12 protein-coding genes are annotated in these 20768 nt (G+C 74.6%); all 12 read right to left on the reverse strand.

The genetic code is table 11. The annotated features are described in order from the left end of the window. Positions 1-1686, reverse strand: a 1686-nt coding sequence (locus AB0J72_RS52040; RefSeq protein WP_363414394.1) for an ATP-binding protein, incomplete at its 3' end; no start/stop codon positions are given. Between the two features lie 57 nt (positions 1687-1743). Beyond that, a complete protein-coding gene (locus AB0J72_RS52045; RefSeq protein WP_363414397.1) occupies positions 1744-4038 on the reverse strand; it encodes a bifunctional diguanylate cyclase/phosphodiesterase in 2295 nt (764 codons plus the stop codon). A gap of 115 nt (positions 4039-4153) precedes the next feature. After that, the gene (locus AB0J72_RS52050) at positions 4154-6253 is read right to left on the reverse strand and encodes an alpha-galactosidase (protein WP_363414400.1); all 2100 of its coding nucleotides are present in this window, start codon (positions 6251-6253) and stop codon (positions 4154-4156) included. 139 nt (positions 6254-6392) lie between these two features. Further along, entirely contained in the window at positions 6393-6839 is a 447-nt protein-coding gene (locus tag AB0J72_RS52055; RefSeq protein ID WP_363414403.1) for a hypothetical protein, read from the reverse strand. Then, positions 6836-8203, reverse strand: a complete 1368-nt coding sequence (locus AB0J72_RS52060) for an O-antigen ligase family protein (protein WP_363414406.1) — start codon at positions 8201-8203, stop codon at positions 6836-6838. Before AB0J72_RS52060 ends, AB0J72_RS52055 begins: the two co-directional genes overlap by 4 nt. 104 nt (positions 8204-8307) lie before the next feature. Beyond that, positions 8308-9582: a hypothetical protein gene (locus tag AB0J72_RS52065; protein ID WP_363414409.1), complete on the reverse strand. Its 1275-nt coding sequence runs from the start codon at positions 9580-9582 to the stop codon at positions 8308-8310. Next, entirely contained in the window at positions 9579-10679 is a 1101-nt protein-coding gene (locus AB0J72_RS52070; RefSeq protein WP_363414412.1) for a hypothetical protein, read from the reverse strand. Before AB0J72_RS52070 ends, AB0J72_RS52065 begins: the two co-directional genes overlap by 4 nt. Beyond that, positions 10676-12739, reverse strand: coding sequence for a hypothetical protein (locus tag AB0J72_RS52075; protein WP_363414414.1), 2064 nt, complete (start codon positions 12737-12739; stop codon positions 10676-10678). Before AB0J72_RS52075 ends, AB0J72_RS52070 begins: the two co-directional genes overlap by 4 nt. Beyond that, positions 12720-12908 (reverse strand): hypothetical protein, encoded by a 189-nt coding sequence (locus tag AB0J72_RS52080; RefSeq protein ID WP_363414417.1) that lies wholly within the window; start codon positions 12906-12908, stop codon positions 12720-12722. Before AB0J72_RS52080 ends, AB0J72_RS52075 begins: the two co-directional genes overlap by 20 nt. Then, positions 12905-15256: a hypothetical protein gene (locus AB0J72_RS52085; protein ID WP_363414420.1), complete on the reverse strand. Its 2352-nt coding sequence runs from the start codon at positions 15254-15256 to the stop codon at positions 12905-12907. The genes AB0J72_RS52080 and AB0J72_RS52085 overlap by 4 nt, the downstream gene beginning before the upstream one ends. Next, positions 15253-18420, reverse strand: a complete 3168-nt coding sequence (locus AB0J72_RS52090; RefSeq protein ID WP_363414423.1) for a tubulin-like doman-containing protein — start codon at positions 18418-18420, stop codon at positions 15253-15255. The genes AB0J72_RS52085 and AB0J72_RS52090 overlap by 4 nt, the downstream gene beginning before the upstream one ends. Positions 18421-18449: 29 nt before the next feature. Beyond that, entirely contained in the window at positions 18450-20678 is a 2229-nt protein-coding gene (locus AB0J72_RS52095; protein WP_363414426.1) for a vWA domain-containing protein, read from the reverse strand. Between the last annotated feature and the right edge of the window lie 90 nt (positions 20679-20768).

A 20768-nucleotide genomic window follows, 5' to 3' on the forward strand; every position in this document is an offset into this window, starting at 1 on the left:
CAAAAAGTCTGCAAGCTCTTCAGCGCCCTTTCGGCTTGAAACGAATATCACCGCCCCCCCCTCGCTGGCGCTTAGCTCTTCCTCAAGTAATGTCTGAGTATGGTGGCGCTTTTCTGACCGAGTACACGGCAGGACCTCGAAGTGCAGATTGGTACGCTCGTGGGTACCGATAAAGTGCTCGAAGGTGATGCCCAACTGCTCTTTGAAATGCTGCTCGATGTCCTCAAGCACATCGGGTTTGGCCGTAGCCGTAAAGCAGCCAATCGCCGCAAGCGGCCCGTCACCAGTGAACTGCTTGATGAAGCGCGAGACATAGAGGTAATCCGGGCGAAAATCTGCGCCCCATTTGGACAAGCAATGCGCCTCATCGAAGATCCAGGCACCTACCTGACGCTGGGAGATCGCGCGGCGAAAAGCCATATTGCGAAACTGCTCGGGAGATACCAGCAGAATGCCCACATCGCCTAATTGGATCTTCTCCAGCACCTCGGCCCGCTCGGGCATGGTCAACAGACCATTCAAAGTTGCAGCACATTGGACGTTACGAGCAAGTAGGCCGTCGACCTGATCTTTCATCCCTTCGGCCCCGCCGAACGGCGGGACCCCGGTGAACGGCAGGATCAGCGCCACCGGCAGGGCCACCGCGGCGGCGCCGACGAGCAGCCGCAGCCGGCGCGACGGCGGCGACACGGGCGTCGCGGGCTCGGCGGGGACGACCGCGGTGACCCGGCTGCCGCCGCCGGGCCGGGACCACACGGTCAGCGTCCCGCCGCACAGCCGGGCCCGCTCCTGCATGCCCACCAGGCCGTGGCTGCCGGCCCGCTGCAGCAGGCTCAGGTCGTCGGGCACGGCGAAGCCGGCGCCGTCGTCGCGGACCTCGAGGGTCACCTCGCCGCCGGCCCGGGTCAGCGTCACCGCGACCAGCTCCGCCCCCGCGTGCGCGGCCACGTTGCGCAGCGCCTCGCGCAGGATCCAGCACAGCTCGATGCCGACCTCGGGGGCGGCGTCGACGTCGGCGTTGTGCAGGATGACGCCGACGTCGCTGGTCACCGACCACTCCCGCCCGATCGCGGCGACGACGTCGGACAGCGGCGCGTCGGCCGGGTTGGACCGCAGCTCGTCGATGAGCACCCGGGCGTCGCGGGCCGCGTCGAGCGAGCCGTCGCGCAGCGTCGCCGCCAGCCGGCTGGCCCGGTCGGGCTCGGCGAGCGTGCCCGGCAGCGCGGCCGCGCCGAGGGCGATCGCGTCGAGCGTCTTGCTCAGCGAGTCGTGCATCTCCCGGGCGAGCCGGGCGCGCTCGGCGGCCGCGGCGGCGGCCCGGGCCTCGATCCGCATCCGCTCGCCGCGCGCCGTCCACGCCCGCCGCACCCGCATGGCGAGCACCGGCAGCAGCCCGGCGGCGGCGACGACCGCTACGGCGACGACCGGGTGCGGCTCCGGCCCGGCGGCCGCGGTGCCCGTACCGTCGCCGGAGCCGGAACCCGGCAGCAGCCACAGCAGCAGGACCGCCGCGGGAAGCCAGATCGCCGCGGCGGCGAGGCCGAGCAGGGTGCCCCCGACGGCCGCGGCCACCGCCAGGGGAAGCGTCGCAAGCCCCCCGGGGAGGGCGCCGGCCACCCCGAGCACGACCGCTCCCGTGGCGGTGAGGAGTGCGACGGCCGCACGAAGACGCACTGAGTCACGCATGGTTCGACGAGTATCACTCGCAGCGCGGCAACCCGCTACTGTCCCGTGGGAGCGCTGTCATCGGGGCGACGCGGCCGCCGGCAGCTGGCGCTCCAGGTCGGCGGCGGGGACGGGGCCGGAGAAGTAGATGCCCTGGGCCTTCTCGCAGCCCAGCAGGGTCAGCTCGCGCGCCTGGGCCTCGCCCTCGACGCCCTCGGCGACGGTGTCCAGGTGCAGCATCTGCCCCAGCCGCAGCACCGCCTGCGCGACCGCGGAGCCCTTCGACGTGCCGTCGAGCTCCGCGACGAAGCAGCTGTCGAGCTTGAGCGCGTCGACCGGCAGGCGGGTCAGGTAGCGCAGCGACGAGTACCCGGTGCCGAAGTCGTCCAGCGCGACCCGGATCCCGGCCGTGGTCAGCGCCTCCAGCTGCGCGATCGGGTCGGCCTCGGCGGTGTGCCCGCCACCGTCGGCGGCGCCGACGACCGCGCTCTCCGGCACCTCCAGCACCAGGTGACCGGGGAAGAACCCGGCCCGGTCGAGGATCTCCAGCACCTCGCCGGTGAAGCCCTGGTTGTCCAGCTGGCGGGGCGAGACGTTGACGTTGAGCTGGAGCGACGGCACCCGCCGCTGCCACGCCTTCGCCTGCGCGCAGGCCTGCTCCAGCACCCAGCGGCCCAGGTCCTCGATCACGCCGGCGCGCTCGGCGAGCGGCACGAACGTCTCCGGGACGAGCAGCCCGTGCCTGGGGTGCTCCCAGCGGACGAGCGCCTCCACGCCGGCGATCTCGCGGTGCGGGAGGGCGACGATCGGCTGGTACAGCAGCCGCAGCTGGCCACCGGCGATCGCGCCGCGCAGCTCGTGCTCCAGCGACAGCTCGGCCTCGTCGCTCAGGCTGCGGTCCCAGCACTGCCAGCGGGTGCCGCCGTCCCGTCGCTTCGCCTGCTGCATGGCGAGGTCGGCGCGGTGCAGCAGCTCGTCGGCTGTGCACTCGCCGGGGCCGCCGACGGCGACGCCGATGCTCGCCGACGCGCGCAGCGTCTGGTCCCCGAACGGGATCGGCTGCTCCGTCGCGGCCGCGATCCGCCGGGCGACGGCGACGGCGTGGTCGACCCGGCCGATGTCGTGCAGCACCGCGGCGAACTCGTCGCCGCCGAGCCGGCCGACCAGGTCGCCGCCGAGCACGCTGCGGCGCATCATCTCGCCGAACTCGACCAGCAGCCGGTCGCCCGCCTCGTGCCCGAGCGTGTCGTTGACCTGCTTGAAGCCGTTCAGGTCGAGCAGCAGCACGGCGGTGCTCCCGCCGGTCCGCTCGCCGCGGGCGAGGGCGCGGCCGAGGACCTCGTGGACGCGGGACCGGTTCGCCAGGCCGGTGAGCCCGTCGGTGACCGCCATCTCGCGGCTCTCCTGCTGCACGAGCGCCTGGCGCAGCACGACCAGCCCGGTGATGCCGGACGCGCCGGCGACGAGCCCGGCCCACTGGTACGCCTGCCCGTGCCGGACCGCGGCGAGCACCAGCAGCGCGTAGCCGACGGCGATCCCGGCGTACGGCAGCAGCCGCGTCCTGCCGGGCCACGCCCCGCCGCGATCGGCGGCCCGCCGGCTCGCCCGGCGGTTCTGCTCGACGGCGGCGACCGCCAGCAGGAACAGGGTCGTGCTCCAGCAGGCGAGCTGCCAGGCGGTGCGCTCGACCTGGTCGGTGTGGGCCCGCAGGTGGCCGAGGTGGCCGTCGCCCACGATGTACACGAGGATCCCGGCGGCCACGATGCCGAGCGGGCGGCGCGACGTCGGGTCGGCGCCGCGCAGGAGCACCTCGGTGAGCCCGAACAGCAGGGCGAGGTCGGCGGCGGGGCGGGCGGCCGCGGCGACGACCGTGCCGATCGAGGCGCCCTTCGCCACGATGTACGGCCCGACCACGAAGTACCACATCGTCACGGCGGCGCCGGCGAGGACGATGGCCGCGTCGAGGACGTACTTGTGGCGCTCGCCGCGGGTCGCGGGGTGCAGCGGGAACGCCCGCACCGCGAACAGCAGCACCAGCACGGACGCCAGGTGCGCCGCGTCGCCGGGCGACGGGAAGGGCCCCGGGCCGGTGACGGTGACGACGACCGGCACGCCGAGCGCGAGCCCGTAGCCGAAGGCCATGAAGCGCCAGGCGCGCCGGGTCCGCTGGTCGAGCCAGTCGTGGCGGGCCGCGCACACGGCGCAGACCACGCCGATCGCGCCGGACACGAGGATGCCGGCGCCCGCGGGCACGTCGGCCGGGACGCCGCCGCGGCCGAGCGCGGCGACGATGCCGGCGACGGTGAGCGCGTACAGGCCGCCGAGCACCCAGAGCACGGCCGCCCAGCGCCGCGTCCGCCGGTCCGCTCCCACCGCCTGGCAACCTCCGCCCGACACCGTCGTCAACCACCCATTCGGCGGCGGAGGGCCGCGGCTGAGCCAAACGGCCCGCGAGCCGCGGCGCCCGCTCAGGGACCCGGTCCCGGCCTCAGGCGGCGACCACCTCGAACACGGCCGCCTGCTGCGGGGCGAGCAGCGGCGCCGGCAGGCCCACCTCCGCCAGCAGCCGGCCCGGCAGGGTGGTCCCGCCGTCGAGCAGCCACGCGGGCGGCCGGACCTGCACGGTCCTGGGCGGGCCGCCGAGGGGCAGCGGCCGCACGGTGTACCGCCGGTCCGGGTCGAGCCCCGCGAACCGGACCGGGGGCGGGATCGCGGCGCCGGCGGCCCGCAGGGTCACCAGGGCGTACACGGCGGCGCCGCGATCGGCCGCGACGACGCCGTGCACGAGCCGGTCGGGGTCGTCGCCGCCGGAGCGGACCACCGTCCCGGTGTGCAGCAGCGGCCGGAGCCGCCGGTAGCAGCGCACCCACTCGGCGATCTCCAGCCGCTGCTCCCCCGACGCGGTGGTGAGGTCCCACTCGATGCCGGCGTGGCCGAACAGCGCCGTGGCGAGCCGGAGGCTCAGGTCGCTGGTGCGCCCGGTGACGTGCGCCGCGGGCGCGCCGACGTGCGAGCCGAGGTGTTCCGGCGGCACGAGGACGCCGGTCCAGCGCTGGATGCGCTGCCGCTCGAGGGGGTCGTTGCTGTCGGAGGTCCAGAACCGGTCGACGAGGTCGAGCACGCCGAGGTCGACGCGGGCGCCGCCGGACGCGCAGCTCTCCACCTCGACGTGCGGGAACCGCCCGCGCAGCTGCGCCAGCAGGCGGTAGAGCGCGGTGGTCTGCCGGTGCGCGGCGCCCTCCTGCAGCAGGTCCCGGTTGTGGTCCCACTTCAGGTAGGCGATCGGGTACTCCCGCAGCAGCGCGGTGAGGCCCTCCAGGACGTGCTCGTAGGCGCCGGACGACAGGTCGAGGACCCGCTGGTGCCGCCAGGTCGCCGCGCCGGGCGGGCCGAGCAGCCAGTCCGGGTGGGCCCGGGCGAGGTCCGAGTCCGGGGAGACCATCTCCGGCTCGACCCACAGCCCGAAGTCCATGCCGCGGGCGTGCACCGCCGCCACGAGCGGGTGCAGCCCCCGCGGCCAGCGGGCCGCGTCGACGGTCCAGTCCCCCAGCGCCCGCCGGTCGTCGGTCCGCCCGGTGAACCAGCCGTCGTCGAGGACGAAGCGCTCGACGCCCGCGTCCCCCGCCGCGTCGACGAGGGCCTGCAGGCGCTCCATGTTCTGGTCGAAGTAGACCGCCTCCCAGGTGTTCAGCACCACCGGACGCGGCGGGAGCGGGCCCCGGCGCGCACGGATCCAGCCGTGCAGGCGCTCGGAGAGGCCGTCGATCCCGGTCGCCGACCAGGCCGCCACCGTCCACGGCGAGGTGTAGGACCCGCCGGGCGGGAGCAGGATCTCGCCCGGGTCGAGCAGCTCGCCCGCGCCGAGCACCGAGCGGCCCAGCGGTTGCCGCTCGGCCCACAGCCGCTTGTCGCCGCTCCACGCGAGGTGCACGGCCCAGACCTCGCCGGCCCGGAAGTCGAAGCCGGGGACGCCGAGCAGCATGAGGAACGGGTCGTCGTGCCCGGGGCGGCCGTGCCGGGTCTCGCGGCTCCAGGCGCCGTCGCGCAGCGGGGCCCGCTGCGGCCGCCGCTCGTAGGCCCAGACGCCGCTGAAGTCGAGGATCTCCGCGGCCCGCGCGGGCACCGGCAGCACGACGTCGAGCGCGTCGAGCAGGAACGGGCCGGTGCCGTGGTTCGTCAGGGTGTGCCGCATCCGCAGGACGCCCTGCGGCGACAGCGAGATCTCGCCGACGACCTGGAGCAGCCCGTCGGCCGAGCGCAGGTCCGTCACGACGGCACCGGAAGCGGGGCGTTCGACGGCGGCGAGCCGCCACGTGGGGCGGGCCGTGCCCGTCGCCCAGGAGCCGCGCACCGCCGGGCGGCCCGTCCAGCCCTCCGCCAGCGCCGGCAGCGTCGACAGCCGCAGGGGCTCGTCGAGGGAGCTGGGCGGCACCGCGGGGACCGCCGCGCCGGCCAGCGCCGCCAGGTCGGCGTCGGCCAGGTCGCCCAGCGCGGCGCCCCAGTGCAGGATCGCGGGCGGCCGCGGGCCGCGGGCGTCCAGCACCAGGCTCGTGCCCGCGGCCTGCAGATGGATCAGCAACGCTGTCACCCCTCCATCATCGACCGCGGGGTGTCGAGCAGGTCCCCCGTTGCATCCCTGCTCGACACCCCTGCCGTGGGGCGCTCCCGGCCTGACCGCCGCCGGGAAGCGCGGGCGCGCCGGCCCGGAAGCCGGCGCGCCCCCTGTATCAGGACTGGACGTTGACGATCTCGCGGCCCGTGTTGGCGAAGAAGTACTGGTAGCCGGGGCTGCGGACCTGGATCTCGCCGAGGGCGTACGCGTCGCCCACCTTGAACGGTGCCGGCGAGGCCGTCACCGGGACCTTGACCTTCTGGGTGTAGCCGGTGCAGGCGATCTCGGACGTGCGGTTCGAGCCACCGGTGGTGATGTTGCCGACGGCCTGGGTGACGCTGACGTAGCCGGTGAAGACCCAGCCGGCCGGGCAGCTGACGTTCAGGGTCACGACGGTGGCCGCGCCCTTCGCCTTCAGCTGGGCCTGCTTGGCGATCTTCACCGTGCCGTGGCCCGGCGACTCGGACTGGAGGTTGACGGCCGCGCCGGCCGGGACGGCGAACGCGAGCACCCCACCGACCGCGAGCGCGGCGACGCCGAACTTGGACTTGGTGACCTTCATGGTGTTTCCTCCCCGTTGGGTAGTGGTGCGGACTCTTCGCCGTGGGAGGGACCCGCGATGCCCACCAGGACACCGACGAGCAGCGGGACGACCGCCAGCTCCCACAGGAAGTCAAAGGCGCTGTGCAGCGCGAGCGCGGCGATGGCGGCGACCGCCCCGGCCCACAGCGGGATGGGCACGCCGGCACGCCTGCCGGCGCGGACGTGCAGGATCAGGGCCGCGACGAACGCGAGCAGCAGCACGAGGCCGATCGCGCCCAGGTCGACGAGCCACTGCAGGTATTCGTTGTGGACCCACCGGCTCACGACCAGCTGGCCGGTGTGGTCGATCCAGAAGTACCGCCCCTGCCCCGGGCCGCTGCCGGCCAGCGGGTGGGCGGCGACCAGGTCCAGCGCCGAGGACGTGGCCCCGGACCGCCCGCGGGAGGCGAGGGTCGCCCGCCGGGCGAGCAGCGTGTCCAGCCCCGCCACGTGCCGCAGGCCCAGCAGCGCCGCGACCGCCAGCACCGCGCCGGCGCCCAGCAGCACGAAGGCGGGCAGCCGCGGCAGGACCAGCGCCACGACTGCGCCGGCGACCAGGCCGCCGACCGCGAGCAGCGGCCGCGGCGACGCGTCCGCCGGGAACGACGGGATGAGCGCCGCCAGGGCCACCCCCGCGCCCAGCAGGGCCGGGACGGCGTGGCGGAGCACGGGCCGTACACCGGCGGCGGCGGCGAGCACGACCAGCCCGGCGGCGAACGCGAGCGCACCCGCCCGGCTCAGCGTCGCGGCCAGCCCCACCTGCGTGAGATAGACGGCGCAGGGCCGCCACCAGACGTTTGGATCGTCGACCGCCAGCGCCAGGGCCAGCAGCGCGGCGGCCGCGAGGACCGCCGCCGCGGCGTTGGAGTAGGTCAGCGTGGACGCGGCGCGCCACATCGTCGACTCGACCAGCACCGACCAGCGCTCCAGCCGCCACGCGACGCCGGCCCAGCCGGTCACCGCGACCAGCGTGCCGAGCCCGACCAGGCCCGACATGAGCCATTGCCGGGCGGCCGGGCCGGTCAGGCGCACCGCCGCGAGCGCCGCGACGAGCGTGGCCAGGCTCGCCACGACCGCGGCCACGACCGGCAGCCCGCCGCTCATGACGCCCCGCAGCAGCGCCCACCCGACGACGGCACCGGCGGTGCCGAGGATCGCGACGAGCCCCGTGAGCAGGTCCCGCCGGGCGTGCAGCGCGAGGCCGAACGCGACCGCGGCCAGCACGGTCACCAGCGTCCTGCCCGGCAGGTAGAAGCCACCCTGAGCGACGACGCCGGCGGTCGCCGCGGCGACCAGAGCGATGTGGGACAGGACCGGATCCTGTTTGAGCACAAGCGTTTCCACCAGCACCACCCTTCCCCGTCAGGGTGCCTGTGCCGGAAACAGTATCGACGTCCGCGAAGATTCGCAGACCCCTATCCGATACAACCTTTTCGGCCGCCCAGGCGTTACAGGGCCCCGGCCGGCGGGCGCTGGGCGGCGGCGAACAGCAGGCCGAGCGCCGCGAACGTCACGACGAAGCTCGCCCCGTCGGCCGCGAACGGCAGCGTGGTGAGGGTCGGCGGGGCCGGCAGCCGGAGCACCCCGACCAGCAGCGGCGCGAGGAGCGACGCGAGGACCTGGCCGCCGAGCGCGACCGCCCACACCCGCTGGAACACGTGCCGGTCCGGCAGCTCGGCGTCGGGGCGGGCGGCCCGCGCCGCCAGCAGCCCCACCTGCAGCGCGAACACCAGGACCAGCAGCGTCAGCACCAGTTCGCCGGCCCGCCCGCCGACGTCGGCCAGCGACACGGCCCCGGCCGTCTCCCGCGCGACCCCGACGAGATCCCGGGCGGGTGCCGGCTCCCTGACGGCGACCTCCCACGGGTCGAACAGCCACAGGACCGTCGCGACGGCCACGACCGCGGCGACGCCGGTGCCGATCGGCCGGAGGGTCGCGGTCCACGACGACCGCCACAGCACCCGTCCCGCGCCGAACACCGCGCCCGCCGTGGCGCCGCACACGAGGGTCGCGGCGCCCGGGTCGCGGGTGAACGCGTAGACGGCCAGCGGCGGCACGGCGACGACGTGCGCCCGGACCGCCTCCCGCATGACCCGGTCCCGGCGCCACATGCACCCGAGCACCACGGCGCCGGACACGGCCACGGCGAGGACCGCCGCGGGGAGGGTCTGCCGCCAGTACAGGCGCGGCTCGAGCACGCCGTGCGGGGTCGCGACGACGGCGGCGACCGACCCGGCGAGCAGCACGCCGACCGTGGCGATCCAGAGCACCTGGTGCACCGGCCGGCGGGCGACTTCGTACACCGCGAGGAACAGCAGCGCCGAGATCATGAAGACGACCCATTCCAGGCCGGGAGCCACCGGCTCGCGGGCGCTGAGCCGCAGCACGAAGCCGATCTGCGCGAGCAGCATCGCGACCAGCAGCAGGCCCCGCAGCTCACCGGCGCCGGTGGCGGCGAGGCGGGCGGAGCGGGCGCCGGTGGCGGCGAGGCGGGCGGAGCGGGCGGCGGTGGCGGCGAGGCGGGCGGACCGGGCGGCGGTGATCAGGAACAGCCAGCCGCACAGGCCGACGCCCGCGAACGCCGCCCAGGCGACGCGGGGCAGGTCAGGGTCCCTGGCCGCCCACGCGAGGGTCAGCAGCAACGCGGCGAGCGCCTGTAGGCCTGCGCCGGCCGCGTCGCGGTACCAGTGCGGGTCCCGCAGCACCGCCCGGACGGCGCTCACTGCGCCGCACCCAGGAACATCAGGAGCATCACGAACAGCGCCGACCCGATCGCCAGGCAGATGACGAACACGGCGTACTCGCTCTCCTCGGTCCGCAGCACCGCCAGCTCCCTGGCCTGCCGCTCCGCCTGCCGGCGGGCATCCGGGGACCCGGACGGCACGCGCACCGGCTCCGGCATCGGCGGCTGCTGCGGTACGGGCTGCGGCACTGAATGCGGCACCGGCTGCGGTACAGGCTGCGGCACCGAATGCGGCACCGGCTGCGGTATCGAATGGGGCACCGGCCGGGGCAGCGAATGCGGCACCGGCGGCCGCCCGTTGTGGGCGGGCCGGTGCGGGACGGCGACGTGATACAGCGCGGCCTCCACGACCCGCGCGGCATTGTCGCGCGCCAGCGGGTCGACGAGCTCCGGCTGGTTGACGTCGATCCACGTCAGGTCGTCGCCGCCGTAGCCGCGCGACGACGCCTCGGACGGGACGAACACGATGCGCGGCAGGTCGGTCCCGGCCACACCCGCCTCCGCCGTCGAGAACGTCCACGGTGGACACTCGTCGGGCCGGAAGCAGCGCTGCGCGCCCCACAGCAGCGCCCGCCGGTACTGTTCCGGGGCCACCACCGCGAAGCGCCCCGTGGCGCCGTCGTTGAGGAGCCCGGCGACGAAGGTGACCAGCGGCCCGTGGCACTCCTCGAGCGCGGCGAGGATCGCGTCGTCGTCGTCGCTCACCGCCCGCCATCCCGGCGGCATCGCCGGGAACGGGCCCTCGCCGTCGGTCCCCTCGACCGGCTCGGCGTCGGTGCGGACCTTGACCGCGTCGGCGAACGTGAGCAGCCGCGGCGGCCCGAGCAGGGCCCGGGTGCGGGTCGAGGCGCGGTGGTGGCCGTCCCTGGCGGGCCAGCGGTGCAGCAGCGCCATGCCGTCTTCGTACTGCAGGTAGCAGGTGCTGCCGGTGTCGTACTGGCCCTGCGGCAGCGACAGCCGCGGCAGCAGCCGGTCGTACCAGAGCTCCTGCTCCGGCCTCGGCAGCGACGAGCGGGCGGTCATGAAGCCCTTCGCCTCCGACCACTGGAACAGCATCGTGTGCACCTGGCCGTTCACTCCGCCCTCCTCGTCACCCCGGCCGGCATCTCCGCACCCCGATGCAGCGTCCCGGTTGGCAGCGCGTCCAGCTGCGCCAGCAGTGAGAGCAGCGGCTCCAGGCAGCGCTGCGGCCGGGCGCCACGCGGGAAGCGCCCGCCGGAGTCGGCGCCGCCGCCGGTCGCCGAGGCGAAGTGCAGCGTGCAGTCGCGGAAGCGGGCGAACGGCGCGAGCAGCCCGGTGCGGCCCCGGCGGTGCAGGTACGCGTAGGCGTCCCGGCTCTCCTCGACGACCCGGTCCCAGTCCAGCGGCGGGACGGCCGTCGAACGGGCGCGGATCCACCGGTCGACCGGCTCCTCGAAGCGGCCCAGGTCGCTCTTCGTCACGACGATCGCGGCGGGCATGTCGAGCCGGCCGTCGGGGCCCTGCCGGGTGGCGAGCCGGTCGATCACCGCGCCGAACGTCGCGTCGATCGTGTCCATCTCCGGGTCGGCGACGAACAGCAGCGCGTCGACGGCGGACAGGAACTGCGCCGCCCGGGTGCGCTGCTGCCGCGGCTGCAGGGTCTCCCCGGCGACGTCGAAGAACATGAGCGGGCGCGGCCGGCCGTTGACGGTCAGCACGACGCCGTCGGTGTACTCGACCTCGGCCACCGCGCCGGTGTGCGGAAGCATGGTGCCCTTGTCGTACAGCGGCGTGATGTGCTGCTCGCGGAAGCTGTCGTGCCCGGCCATGTCGACCGCGCCGGTCATGACGTTGAAGTTGGTCAGCCCGCCGGCGTCGATGTCGCGCACGATGCCGGCGAGCAGGTGCGTCTTGCCCGCGCCGGACCTGCCGATGACGGCGACGTTGATCGGCCTGCCGCTGCGCAGGTAGCCCACCGGCAGGTAGTGGTCGGGGCCGTCGCCGGCCCGGTTCGGGCAGCGCTGGATCGCGTGCAGCAGCAGCGACTCGCGCTGCGCCTCGGACAGGTCCGGCGTCAGCTCCAGCGCCCGGTACTTGCCGTCGACCCAGCGGCGCAGGTTCGTCCCGGTCCACTGCACGTCGTCCAGGCACAGGTAGCACCGCCGGGGCGGGTACTGCGCCTCGGGCGCCGCCTGCACCGGCGGCCGCGACCGGAAGAACCCCCGCCGGGCCGGGCGGGCCTCCTCCAGCGCCGCGGCGGCGTGGGCCGCGCCGTGCCCGCCCGGCATACGGCCGGACCGCAGCTCCTCGTAGCGCCGGCGGCCGGCCGCCAGCCGGTCGTCGTGCTCGCCCGGGCGGCCGACCGGGGACGCGATCGACAGCCGCGCGAGCGCCTCGACGGCGGTCGGCCGGCGCGCCGCGACCGGCTCCAGCATGTCGCCGAGCAGCGCGCCGAACCGCGGCCCGAGGTCCTGCGGGCGGGGCGTGCCGTTCAGCGTCCCGGACACGATCCGCCCGAGCAGCACCCCGACGCTCCAGACGTCGTCGCGGGGGTCGGCGTTGCCTTCGCCGGTACGTTGCTCCGGCGGGCTCCACGGCGCGTCGCCGAGCGGCTCGCGGGGCTCCCCGGCGAGCGCCGCCCAGGAGAACCCGTCGAGGTAGGCGTGGTGCCGGTCCCAGCGCACGGTGTCGGGGCCGATCGCCCGGTGCACCACGCCGACCGCGTCGAGGCGGGCCAGGGCGGTGAGCACGTCCACGAGCACCCGGTCGATGTCCTCGTTGAGCAGCCGGCCGAGGTGGCCGGCCAGCGGCTCGCCGGGCACCGGCTGCCAGAGGACGAACGGCTCGTCCACATCGACCTTGTAGCCGACGATGCGCGGCAGCAGCGGCTGCTGGTCCCGCTCGCCGAAGCGGCGGTGCAGGCGCAGGCCCGCGCAGATCTCACCGTCGAGGCGGCGCTCCCAGGCGTCGCGTTCGCCGGGTGTGCCGCTGCCGACCAGCCGGCGCTGCAGGACCTGGTATCCACCGCCGGCGGCGAGGTGGCGGGTCCGGAACCGGAAGCCGCCGTTGTCGAACGGGCCGCCGGAGTCGTCCGGGTCGCTCAGGACCGGCCAGGAGACCTCGTCACCGGTCGGCGTGGTGAAGTCCAGGACCTCGTCACAGATCGCGCCGGACATCCCGGCCACCTCCGTCCTCGTCGGCGCGCTCGCCGCCCGCCGTGCCGTCCCGCTTGCCGGCGGGGCCCGCCGGATGGATCAGGCCCTCGGCGGTCGACCACGCGGCGTACAGGCCGGTGAGCGTCAGCACGCCGGCCACAACCGCCTGCCACGTCGCCATATCCGTCATGCGGTCGCCTCCAGCTGCTCGAACTCGACGCGGGCGCGCAGCGGCACCAGGTGCAGCATCCCGGCCGACGTGCCGGCGGTCGTCCAGACCAGCTCGGCGGGGCCAGGCCGGCGCCCGGGGTCCAGGCCGTCGACGGCGTCGGCGATCGCCTCCTTGGCGCTGCCGGGCGCGAACGCGACGACGACCGCGCCGGCCGGGTCCTTGCCGATCAGCTGCAGCTGGTCGTCGGCGCACAGCTGCTGCACCGGGCCGTCGTCCAGCGCCGCCCGGCGGAAGTCGTCCAGGCCGCGCCACCAGGCGAGGACGAGCTGATCGCGGTCGCCGCGCGCGGGCCAGCGGGGCGGCGGGTGCTGGATGCCGTCGTGCCGCACGTAGCGGTCGTAGCCGGTGGCGAGGTCGCGGGCGTCCTGCGCGACCCGGTCGGGCACGCCGTCGCGCTCGCCGCGCCTGATGTCGGCGGCGCCGCGCTCCACGCAGTCGACGGTGAGGGTGACGAGGTCGTGCCGGACGATCGCGTTGACCGCGCCGACGGTCGTCGCCGCCGTGTAGGGCGTCCCCTGCGCGCCGGCGTCCAGCGCCGATCCGTGGGCGAGCAGCTCGTCGCCGAGCGAGTGGAGCGTGCTGCCCAGCGTCCGCACGGCGTCGGAGGCGCGGGTACGGGCGTCGGTGAGCACCCATTCCACGGTCGCCTCGTCGTACACGTCGGTGAGCGCCCGCACGAGCCGGTCGGGCTGGCCGGCCGGCAGCCGCCACGCCGCGACCAGGCGGCTCCACCACAGGCCGGTCGCGACGACGGCGAGCAGCACGCCGGCTCCGGCGCAGGCCCAGGCGACCTGCGCCGGCACGGGCGGGTCGGCGCCGAGGTCGGCACCGAGGCCGCCGGTGAGCAGCAGCGCGGTGCCGGCCGCGGGCAGCGTCGCGCTGATCACCAGTACCAGGGCGACCATGGCGACGTCGCGGACGGCGGCGCGGCGGACCAGCCCGATCCGGTTGCGCCGGCCGCGCAGCAGCGCGGCGCCGAGGACGAGCAGCGCCACCACGGCACCGCCGAGACCGGCGGCGGCGGTGCGGCCGAGCGGCGACCCGGCCGCCGGCACGAGCGCGAGCAGCGGCGCGAGCACCATCAGCAGCGGCACCAGCGGGCTGCCGAACCCACCCGGCATCGCCGGGACGGAGCTCAGCTCCGCGAGGCGCTGGTCGGGGCAGGCCTGGTCGACGGACGGGGCCCGGACCGCGCTTCCGGCCGGGCCCAGCGCGCTGGCGGTCTCGAAGATCTCGGTGACGAGCTGCCGCAGCGGCCGGCCCATCCCGATCCCGCCCAGGGTCGTGCGCAGGACCTGGTCGACCGCGGCCGGCTGGTCGGTGACCGGCCCGCCGGGCGGCGGCGGCAGCGTGACCCCCTCGGCCCGCAGCTTGGCCCGGCGCTGCTCGTCGGGGCCGGCGTCGCCGGTGAGCAGCAGCCGCCGCAGCGCCTCGCGGTAGGTGTGCAGCGTCTCCGCGGACCGGCGGAACAGGCCCGGGATCCCGGGCCCGCGCTGCGGCAGCAGCGGCTGCCAGGGGCGTCCGGCGGTGGCCAGGGCCGCGCCGAGCGCCCGCGCGGCCCGTTCGGCCTCGCCGCGGTCGTGCCCGAACCCGCCGGTGGGCTGGGTCGGGTCCGGGTGGCCGAACCGGCGGGCCAGCTCGCCGCCGAGGGCCACCGGATCCTGGCCGCCCGGCTGCGCCGGGATGACCCGGTCGCCGCCGGTGACGATCGCCTCGACGGCCCGCCGCTGGGCGGCCACGAGCACGTCGCCGGCGACGCGGTTGGACACCACCCGGACCCCGGGGACGGCGACCCGCGACGGCATGGCGGCCGCGCGGACGGCCACCTCGTCGAAGAGCTCCTTCGCGGTCAGCGCCTCCAGGAGGTCGTCGAGGTGGTTGTACCCGGCGCCGGCCGGGACGAGGACGACGACCGGCGCGGGCCCGTCGCCGGGGTTCCAGGTGATGCCGTGCTCGTCGCCGACCCACAGGACGGTCGTGGACTGGTTGCGCAGGATCGTCGGCAGCCGGACCGGCACGCCCGACGCGTCGTCGGCCATCCCGACCGCGATGCACACGACGTGCCGCACGGCCCCGGCGTTGCGCACGACGGTCAGCGCGTCGCTGTGCGCGAGCAGGTCGGCGGCCCGGTCGACGATGACCACCCGGCTCAGGTCGACCTCCCGGACGCCGTCCACGCCGGCGCCCCGCCGCCGCACGTACTCGTTGAAGGTGCGGCACGCGGCCAGCGCCGCGTACTCGGTGCGCAGGTCGACCAGGAGCGTCCGGCTCTCCGGCGCCTGCGTCGTCAGCGTCGTCGTGGTCATCGCTTCGTCATCCCGGGCGTCGGGGCGTGGCGGGTCAGCACGGTGCGCTCCAGCTCCTCGAACGTGTTGCCGCTCGGCGCGGTGCCGAGGAAGGTGCGGCGCCGGGCGGCGGAGAACGTGTCCCGCCAGAACCCGAGCAGCTGCTTGCAGTACGGCTGGGTGCCGGCGGGCAGCCGCTCCAGCATGTCCGTGAGGATCTTGATCTCGCGCTCGGCGACCACGTCGACGACGTGCACGTAGAGCGGGTCCGGGTCCTCGACGGTCGTGGCGAGGCCGTTCGGGGCGGTCTCCATGAGCTTCTCGCAGAAGTTCAGCCGGATCACGTTGCTGTCGGTGAGGGTCCACTCCTCGTACGCGCGCAGCAGGCTGCCCCACGAGGAGGCGGCGCCGAACGGCTGCAGGTCCAGGACCATCCCGGTGGACGCGGGGGCGCCGCGGCGGGTGACGACCTGGATCCCGGCCGGCGAGTCCCGGTCGCCGCTGACGGTGATCTGCCCGTTCCACAGCGCGGCGAGGAACCGCTGCAGGATCTCCACGCGGTGCCGTTCGGTGGTGGCGAGCCAGTCCTGGTCGTACCCGAGCCGCTGCCGCCACGGGAGGTAGTGCTGCGGCTTCGGGTGCTTCGCCGCCTGGGACCAGTCGAGCAGGACCTGCCGCACCTCGGCGACCTCGGTGACGCCCATGCCGCTGCGGGCGAACACGACCGTGATCAGCTCGGTGTTCACGGCGCGGAACTCGGGCGGCGCGACGTTGTGCCCGTGCGGCAGGTGCAGCGTCTCCTGCAGGAACCGCTCGATGTCGTTGTCGGACGCGCTGGCCGGGTACACCACGAGCGTGTCCAGCTTCCCGGTGCCCTCCGGCACGAACGCCGCCGGGATCATGCCGGCCAGCGCCGAGACGAACCACTGCACGTCGTTGTGCGCGACGGCCGCCTCGTCGCGGGTCGCCGCGGCCCGCAGCAGCTGGCTCATGTGCGGCAGCAGCGGCGCCTGGTCCTGCAGCTGGTCGCCGCCGCGCAGGATCTGCACCACTTCCTGCTTGAGGATGCCGAGCAGGATCTGCAGGCCGTGCTCCGGGGTGCGGCCCGGGGTCAGGCACTCGGTCAGCGCGTTCCGCCAGCCGTCGGGGCCGAGGACCGCGGCGGCGATCTCACCCTCGGTCGCGTTCGGGCGGATCTTCTTGCCGGCGTACCGGTCGGCGAGCCGGCGCAGCATCCGCTCGTAGGTCAGCTCCAGCTCGGTGCGCAGCGGCAGCAGGAACGTGACGCCGACGCGCGAGCGGTACAGCTCGTCGGCCCGCCGGTTGTAGTCCTCCTCGCTCTTGCCGGCGTGGGTCGCCAGCACGTCCACGAGGGCCCGCAGCTTCTGGCCGAACCGCTCGACCCGCGGCCGCCACAGGGGGCGGTTGTCGTTCCAGGCGGCGTGCCAGCAGCGGTTGGTGCGGTAGCGGTACCAGGCGTTCTGCTCCTCGATGCTCTTGCGGACGGCCGGGTCCGCGACGGTCACCCGGATCACCCCGTACATGCTGTTCTTGATCGCGGCGGGCTGCGGCGGGTGGACGCGCCAGTCCTGCGACGGCGGCTCCGGCTGCTGCCGGCGGTTCTCCATCACCCCCTCCACGCCGATCTTGTCGATCTGCTCGGTGAGGACCGGGTCGCCGCAGACGACCCGCTTGAGCCGCAGCAGGTCGATCTGGCCGAGCACGTGCAGCCCGCCCTCGACCGGGTTGAAGTCCCGGGCCAGGTCCGGGGCCCGCCGCGCCAGCGACTGGTCGAGCACCTGCAGCCCCTCGTCCATCCGGGTGATCCGGGTGCGGAGCATGTTGACGATGTCGGTGGCACCCTTCACGGCGGCCGGCTCGCGGAAGGACTGCTCCTCCCGCTCCCAGACGGCGCCGACCCCGGAGGCCTTGAAGAAGTTCCGGATGTGCTCGACGTTCGTCTCGGCCCGCCCGGGCGGCGCGGGCAGCAGCTCGCGCACCCCCCGGGCCAGCAGCCGGCCGGCGAACATGTCGGCGAGGTCGTCGAAGGGCACGGTCAGCGACCCGACCAGGCTGGTGGAGACGCTGCGCTGGCCGATGCCGGTCTTGGAGGTCAGCTGCCGCTCGTGGCTGCCGTTGATGAACGTCGCGGCGAAGGACTGGTGCCCGTCGGTCCCGCCGAGGGCCTGCTTCGGCTGCTCCAGGCCGATCAGCGACAGGATCAGCGCGACGATCGAGCGGTGCAGGTCCTCCCGGTCGATGCCGGCGGTCTTGCTGAACAGGAACGCGGTCTGCGCCGCGCCCAGGCGCATGAGCACGTCGCCCTCGTTGGGGTACGTCACGTGCAGCCCGCGGCTGACCAGGTCGGCGCTCAGCGCGGTGTTGCTGCGGTTGTCCTGGTTGAGGTCGTCGATGAGCCGGAACAGGTCCAGCAGCGACCGGCCGGCGTTGAGCGAGGCGGCCATCCCGCCGCCGCGGCCCTCGTCGAACGCCGACGGCATCAGCACCAGCGGATAGATGTTCGCCCTGACCTTCGCGTTCTTGAACGCCGAGTCGATCAGGTGCAGGTAGTCGTAGAAGATGCCGGCACCCGTGCCGCCGGCGACCGAGAACGCCACGAACACGTCGACCGGCTCCAGCGAGGTGTCCCCGTCGCTGTTCAGCACCCGCAGCTGCGCCGCCGCCGTGTTGATCGCGCCGATCGCCTGCGTGATCGGGTGCCTGATCGCGTCGATGTTCTGCGAGATGGTCTCGAAGATCGCCGCCCGCCCGACCGTCGGCAGCTGCCCGGCGCCCAGCCCGAGCGGCACCACCATCGGCTCGCGCTCCGGGCCGGGCAGCCAGGTCTCCACGAAGTCGGGCGACTGGACCCGCAGGTTCCGGGCGACCTGCGGGTAGCTCTCGAACGGCGGCAGGAGGTCGTACGCGTAGGCGGCGGTCTTGCTCGCCACGTCGGCGTAGGACTCGTTCGGCACCGACCGGCGCCGCAGCTGGGTCAGCTCCTCCTGGCTCAGGTCGGCGTAGATGAACTGCAGGCAGTGCGGCAGCTCGTACGGCTGCAGCTGCTGCAGGTTGTACTCGGGACCGCGCAGCCGCATGCCGTCGGCGCCGCACAGCTCCTCCCGCAGCCGCCGCTCCAGCTCCGCACCGACCCGGCAGCCGGTGCCGCCCAGGCCTACGAACATGACCGGGTGATAGATATGCATGTGGTCCCCTACAGGTTCGGGTCGCCGCTGACGGCGGAGGTCGTCTGGATGTACGGGTCGCCGGCTGTCGGCTGCATCGGGTCTCGACCGGCGTCCTGCGCCGAGATGGCGTAACCGGGCAGGTGCGGCAGGTCGGCCGCCGAGCCGTTGGTGACGATCTCGAGCGGCTTGCCCGCGCCGGGCCACGTCAGCACCACGCCGCCCCGCCCGCCCGCTCCGGCGCGGCGTGCCGTGTAGGGGCCGCCGCCCTGGTCGACGGAGAGCAGGTTCGCCGTGTCGTACATGTCCCTGGGGATGTGGATGTCGAAGTCGAACCGGTTCGCGCGGGCGTCCGGCTCGGGCTCGATCGGCCGGCCCTGCTGCTGACCGGCGTGGTACAGGGTGAACCGCAGCCCCCTGACGTCCTGCCCGCGAGCCCGGGAGACGAGCGCCAGGGCCGCGGCGACCGCGGCACCGGCGAGCAGTACCGCCGCGGCCACGAACAACCAGAAGTACTTCTCCCAGATGGTCGGGGGCGGGGTGACCGTCACGCCGAGCGGGGTGTTCGTCACCACGTCCCCGCTCGCGGCGTCCACGAGCTGCAGCACGCCGCCGGACGGGCCGACGGCGTCCGAGGCGAACGCCAGGCTGAACTTGAACTCACTCTGGCCGGGTGCGGCCGCTGCCGTCGCCGGGGACACCGACACCGATCCGCTGTGGCTGAGGTCCTTGACGAGCAGGCGGACCTCCTTCGGGGTGGTGCCGCGGTTGGTCACCCGGACGACCCCGGACCGGGTGGACCCCGCCTCCACGGGCGCCCGGTCGAAGGCGATCTGCGCGTTGACGTCCGACTGCCGGCCGGGCTCGAAGGTCTCGGAGTGCTCGTCGGCGGCGACGCCCGTGCCGCTGGCCACGCCGCGGACGGTGTACTGCCCGGAGGCGTTCGCCGGAAGCTGGAACGAGGCGCTGTAGATCGCGTCGCCGGCCTTCTCGTCCGCGTCCTTGCCGTCGTCGAGCAGCGCCACGCTCGTGTCGACGCCGGCGCCGGTCAGCCGCGCCGAGAACGTCAGCCCTTGCAGGAGTTTCGGGTCGGTGATCTCCAGCGAGCGGGTGTGCGGGCGCATGAACACGGTGAAGGTCTGCCCGGGCGCCGGGCTCGGCGGGTCGAGGATGAACACCGAGCGCAGCACGCCCTGCCACAGCGCGCTCGCGGTGACCAGCTGCTTGGACATGCCGCCGGGCGCGACGAGCTTGACGGTCCAGTCGCCCGGCTTCGGGTTGCGGATCCGCAGCGCCTCGACGGTGCCGCTGTTGCCGGCCAGCTCGAAGGTCGAGCCGTCGACCTCACCGCTGCTCGGCGCCTTCTTCCCGTCCGGGTCGGTGAAGGTCACCGACACGGCGGGGTCGGCCTTGTAGACCGTGATGGTGCCGTCGGTCGCGATGGCGGGAATCCGCACCTTCAGGGTGACCTCGCCGCCGCCGTCCAGCGTCGTCGGCTCGGCGAACGAGCTACCGCCGCACCGTGCGGCGGCGAACGCCTCCTGCATCGCCTTGAGCAGCCGCGCGCCGCCGGAGTCCTGGACCGGCGTGAACGTCGGCGTGACCTCCCGGCCGTCGCAGTGCGCCCGGCCGCCGTTGGCGGCGAAGAACTCCAGCATGGCCTGGTCGATGTCGCCGCCGAAGCCGAGCGGCCACACCTGGATGCCGCGCTCCTTGGCCTTCGGCAGGACCTGCCGCCGCAGCAGGTCGTCGGCGTGCTGCTGCTGGGCGGTCTCGTTCGGGCCGTAGGAGGTGTCGCCTCTCACGTCCAGCTTGCCATCGGTGAGCAGGAACAGCAGCTTCGGCCGGTCGCCGGTGCCGAGATCGGAGATGCCCTGGTTGAGCGCGGCGACGAAGTCGGTGTCGTCGCCGTCGCCGTCGCTCGCGCGGCGGTTGATGTTCTGCTGGATGCACCGGCTCATGTTCTCGCGGTCGGCGGCACCGGCCCCTGGCTGCAGCTCGCACCGCTGCGACTCGACAGCGGGCTTCGAACCCTTGCTGGCGAAGCCGAAGACGACCACCCGCGACTGCGCCGACAGCTCGCCGAGCGCGATCGTGGCCGCGGCCGCCTTCTCCTGAAGGACATCCTCCTGGCGGAGACTGCCCGACTCGTCCACCGCCACGACGAGGTCGATGGGCTTGACCTCGCCCTCTTCCGCGGCCGCCGGCCCCGCGCCTGCGAATACACCGGCACAGGCGGCCAGGGCGACAAGTGCCACCCGTGCAGATACGCCTCGCGTCACGGTTTGCCGTCCTCTCTGCGGTCGAACCCCGTTTCGCCGCATCCCTGACGGACAGCGCTTCCGGCA

The sequence above is a fragment of the Dactylosporangium sp. NPDC049742 genome, assembly GCF_040674675.1.
GTDB lineage: Bacteria > Actinomycetota > Actinomycetes > Mycobacteriales > Micromonosporaceae > Dactylosporangium > Dactylosporangium maewongense.

What these genes read in the sequence shown, in the direction of transcription:
- AB0J72_RS52055 (WP_363414403.1), bottom strand. Translation starts at nt 6,839, where the DNA reads ATGAAGGTCACCAAGTCCAAGTTCGGCGTCGCCGCGCTCGCGGTCGGT.
- AB0J72_RS52075 (WP_363414414.1), bottom strand. Translation starts at nt 12,739, where the DNA reads ATGTCCGGCGCGATCTGTGACGAGGTCCTGGACTTCACCACGCCGACC.
- AB0J72_RS52080 (WP_363414417.1), bottom strand. Translation starts at nt 12,908, where the DNA reads ATGACGGATATGGCGACGTGGCAGGCGGTTGTGGCCGGCGTGCTGACG.
- AB0J72_RS52085 (WP_363414420.1), bottom strand. Translation starts at nt 15,256, where the DNA reads ATGACCACGACGACGCTGACGACGCAGGCGCCGGAGAGCCGGACGCTC.
- AB0J72_RS52090 (WP_363414423.1), bottom strand. Translation starts at nt 18,420, where the DNA reads ATGTTCGTAGGCCTGGGCGGCACCGGCTGCCGGGTCGGTGCGGAGCTG.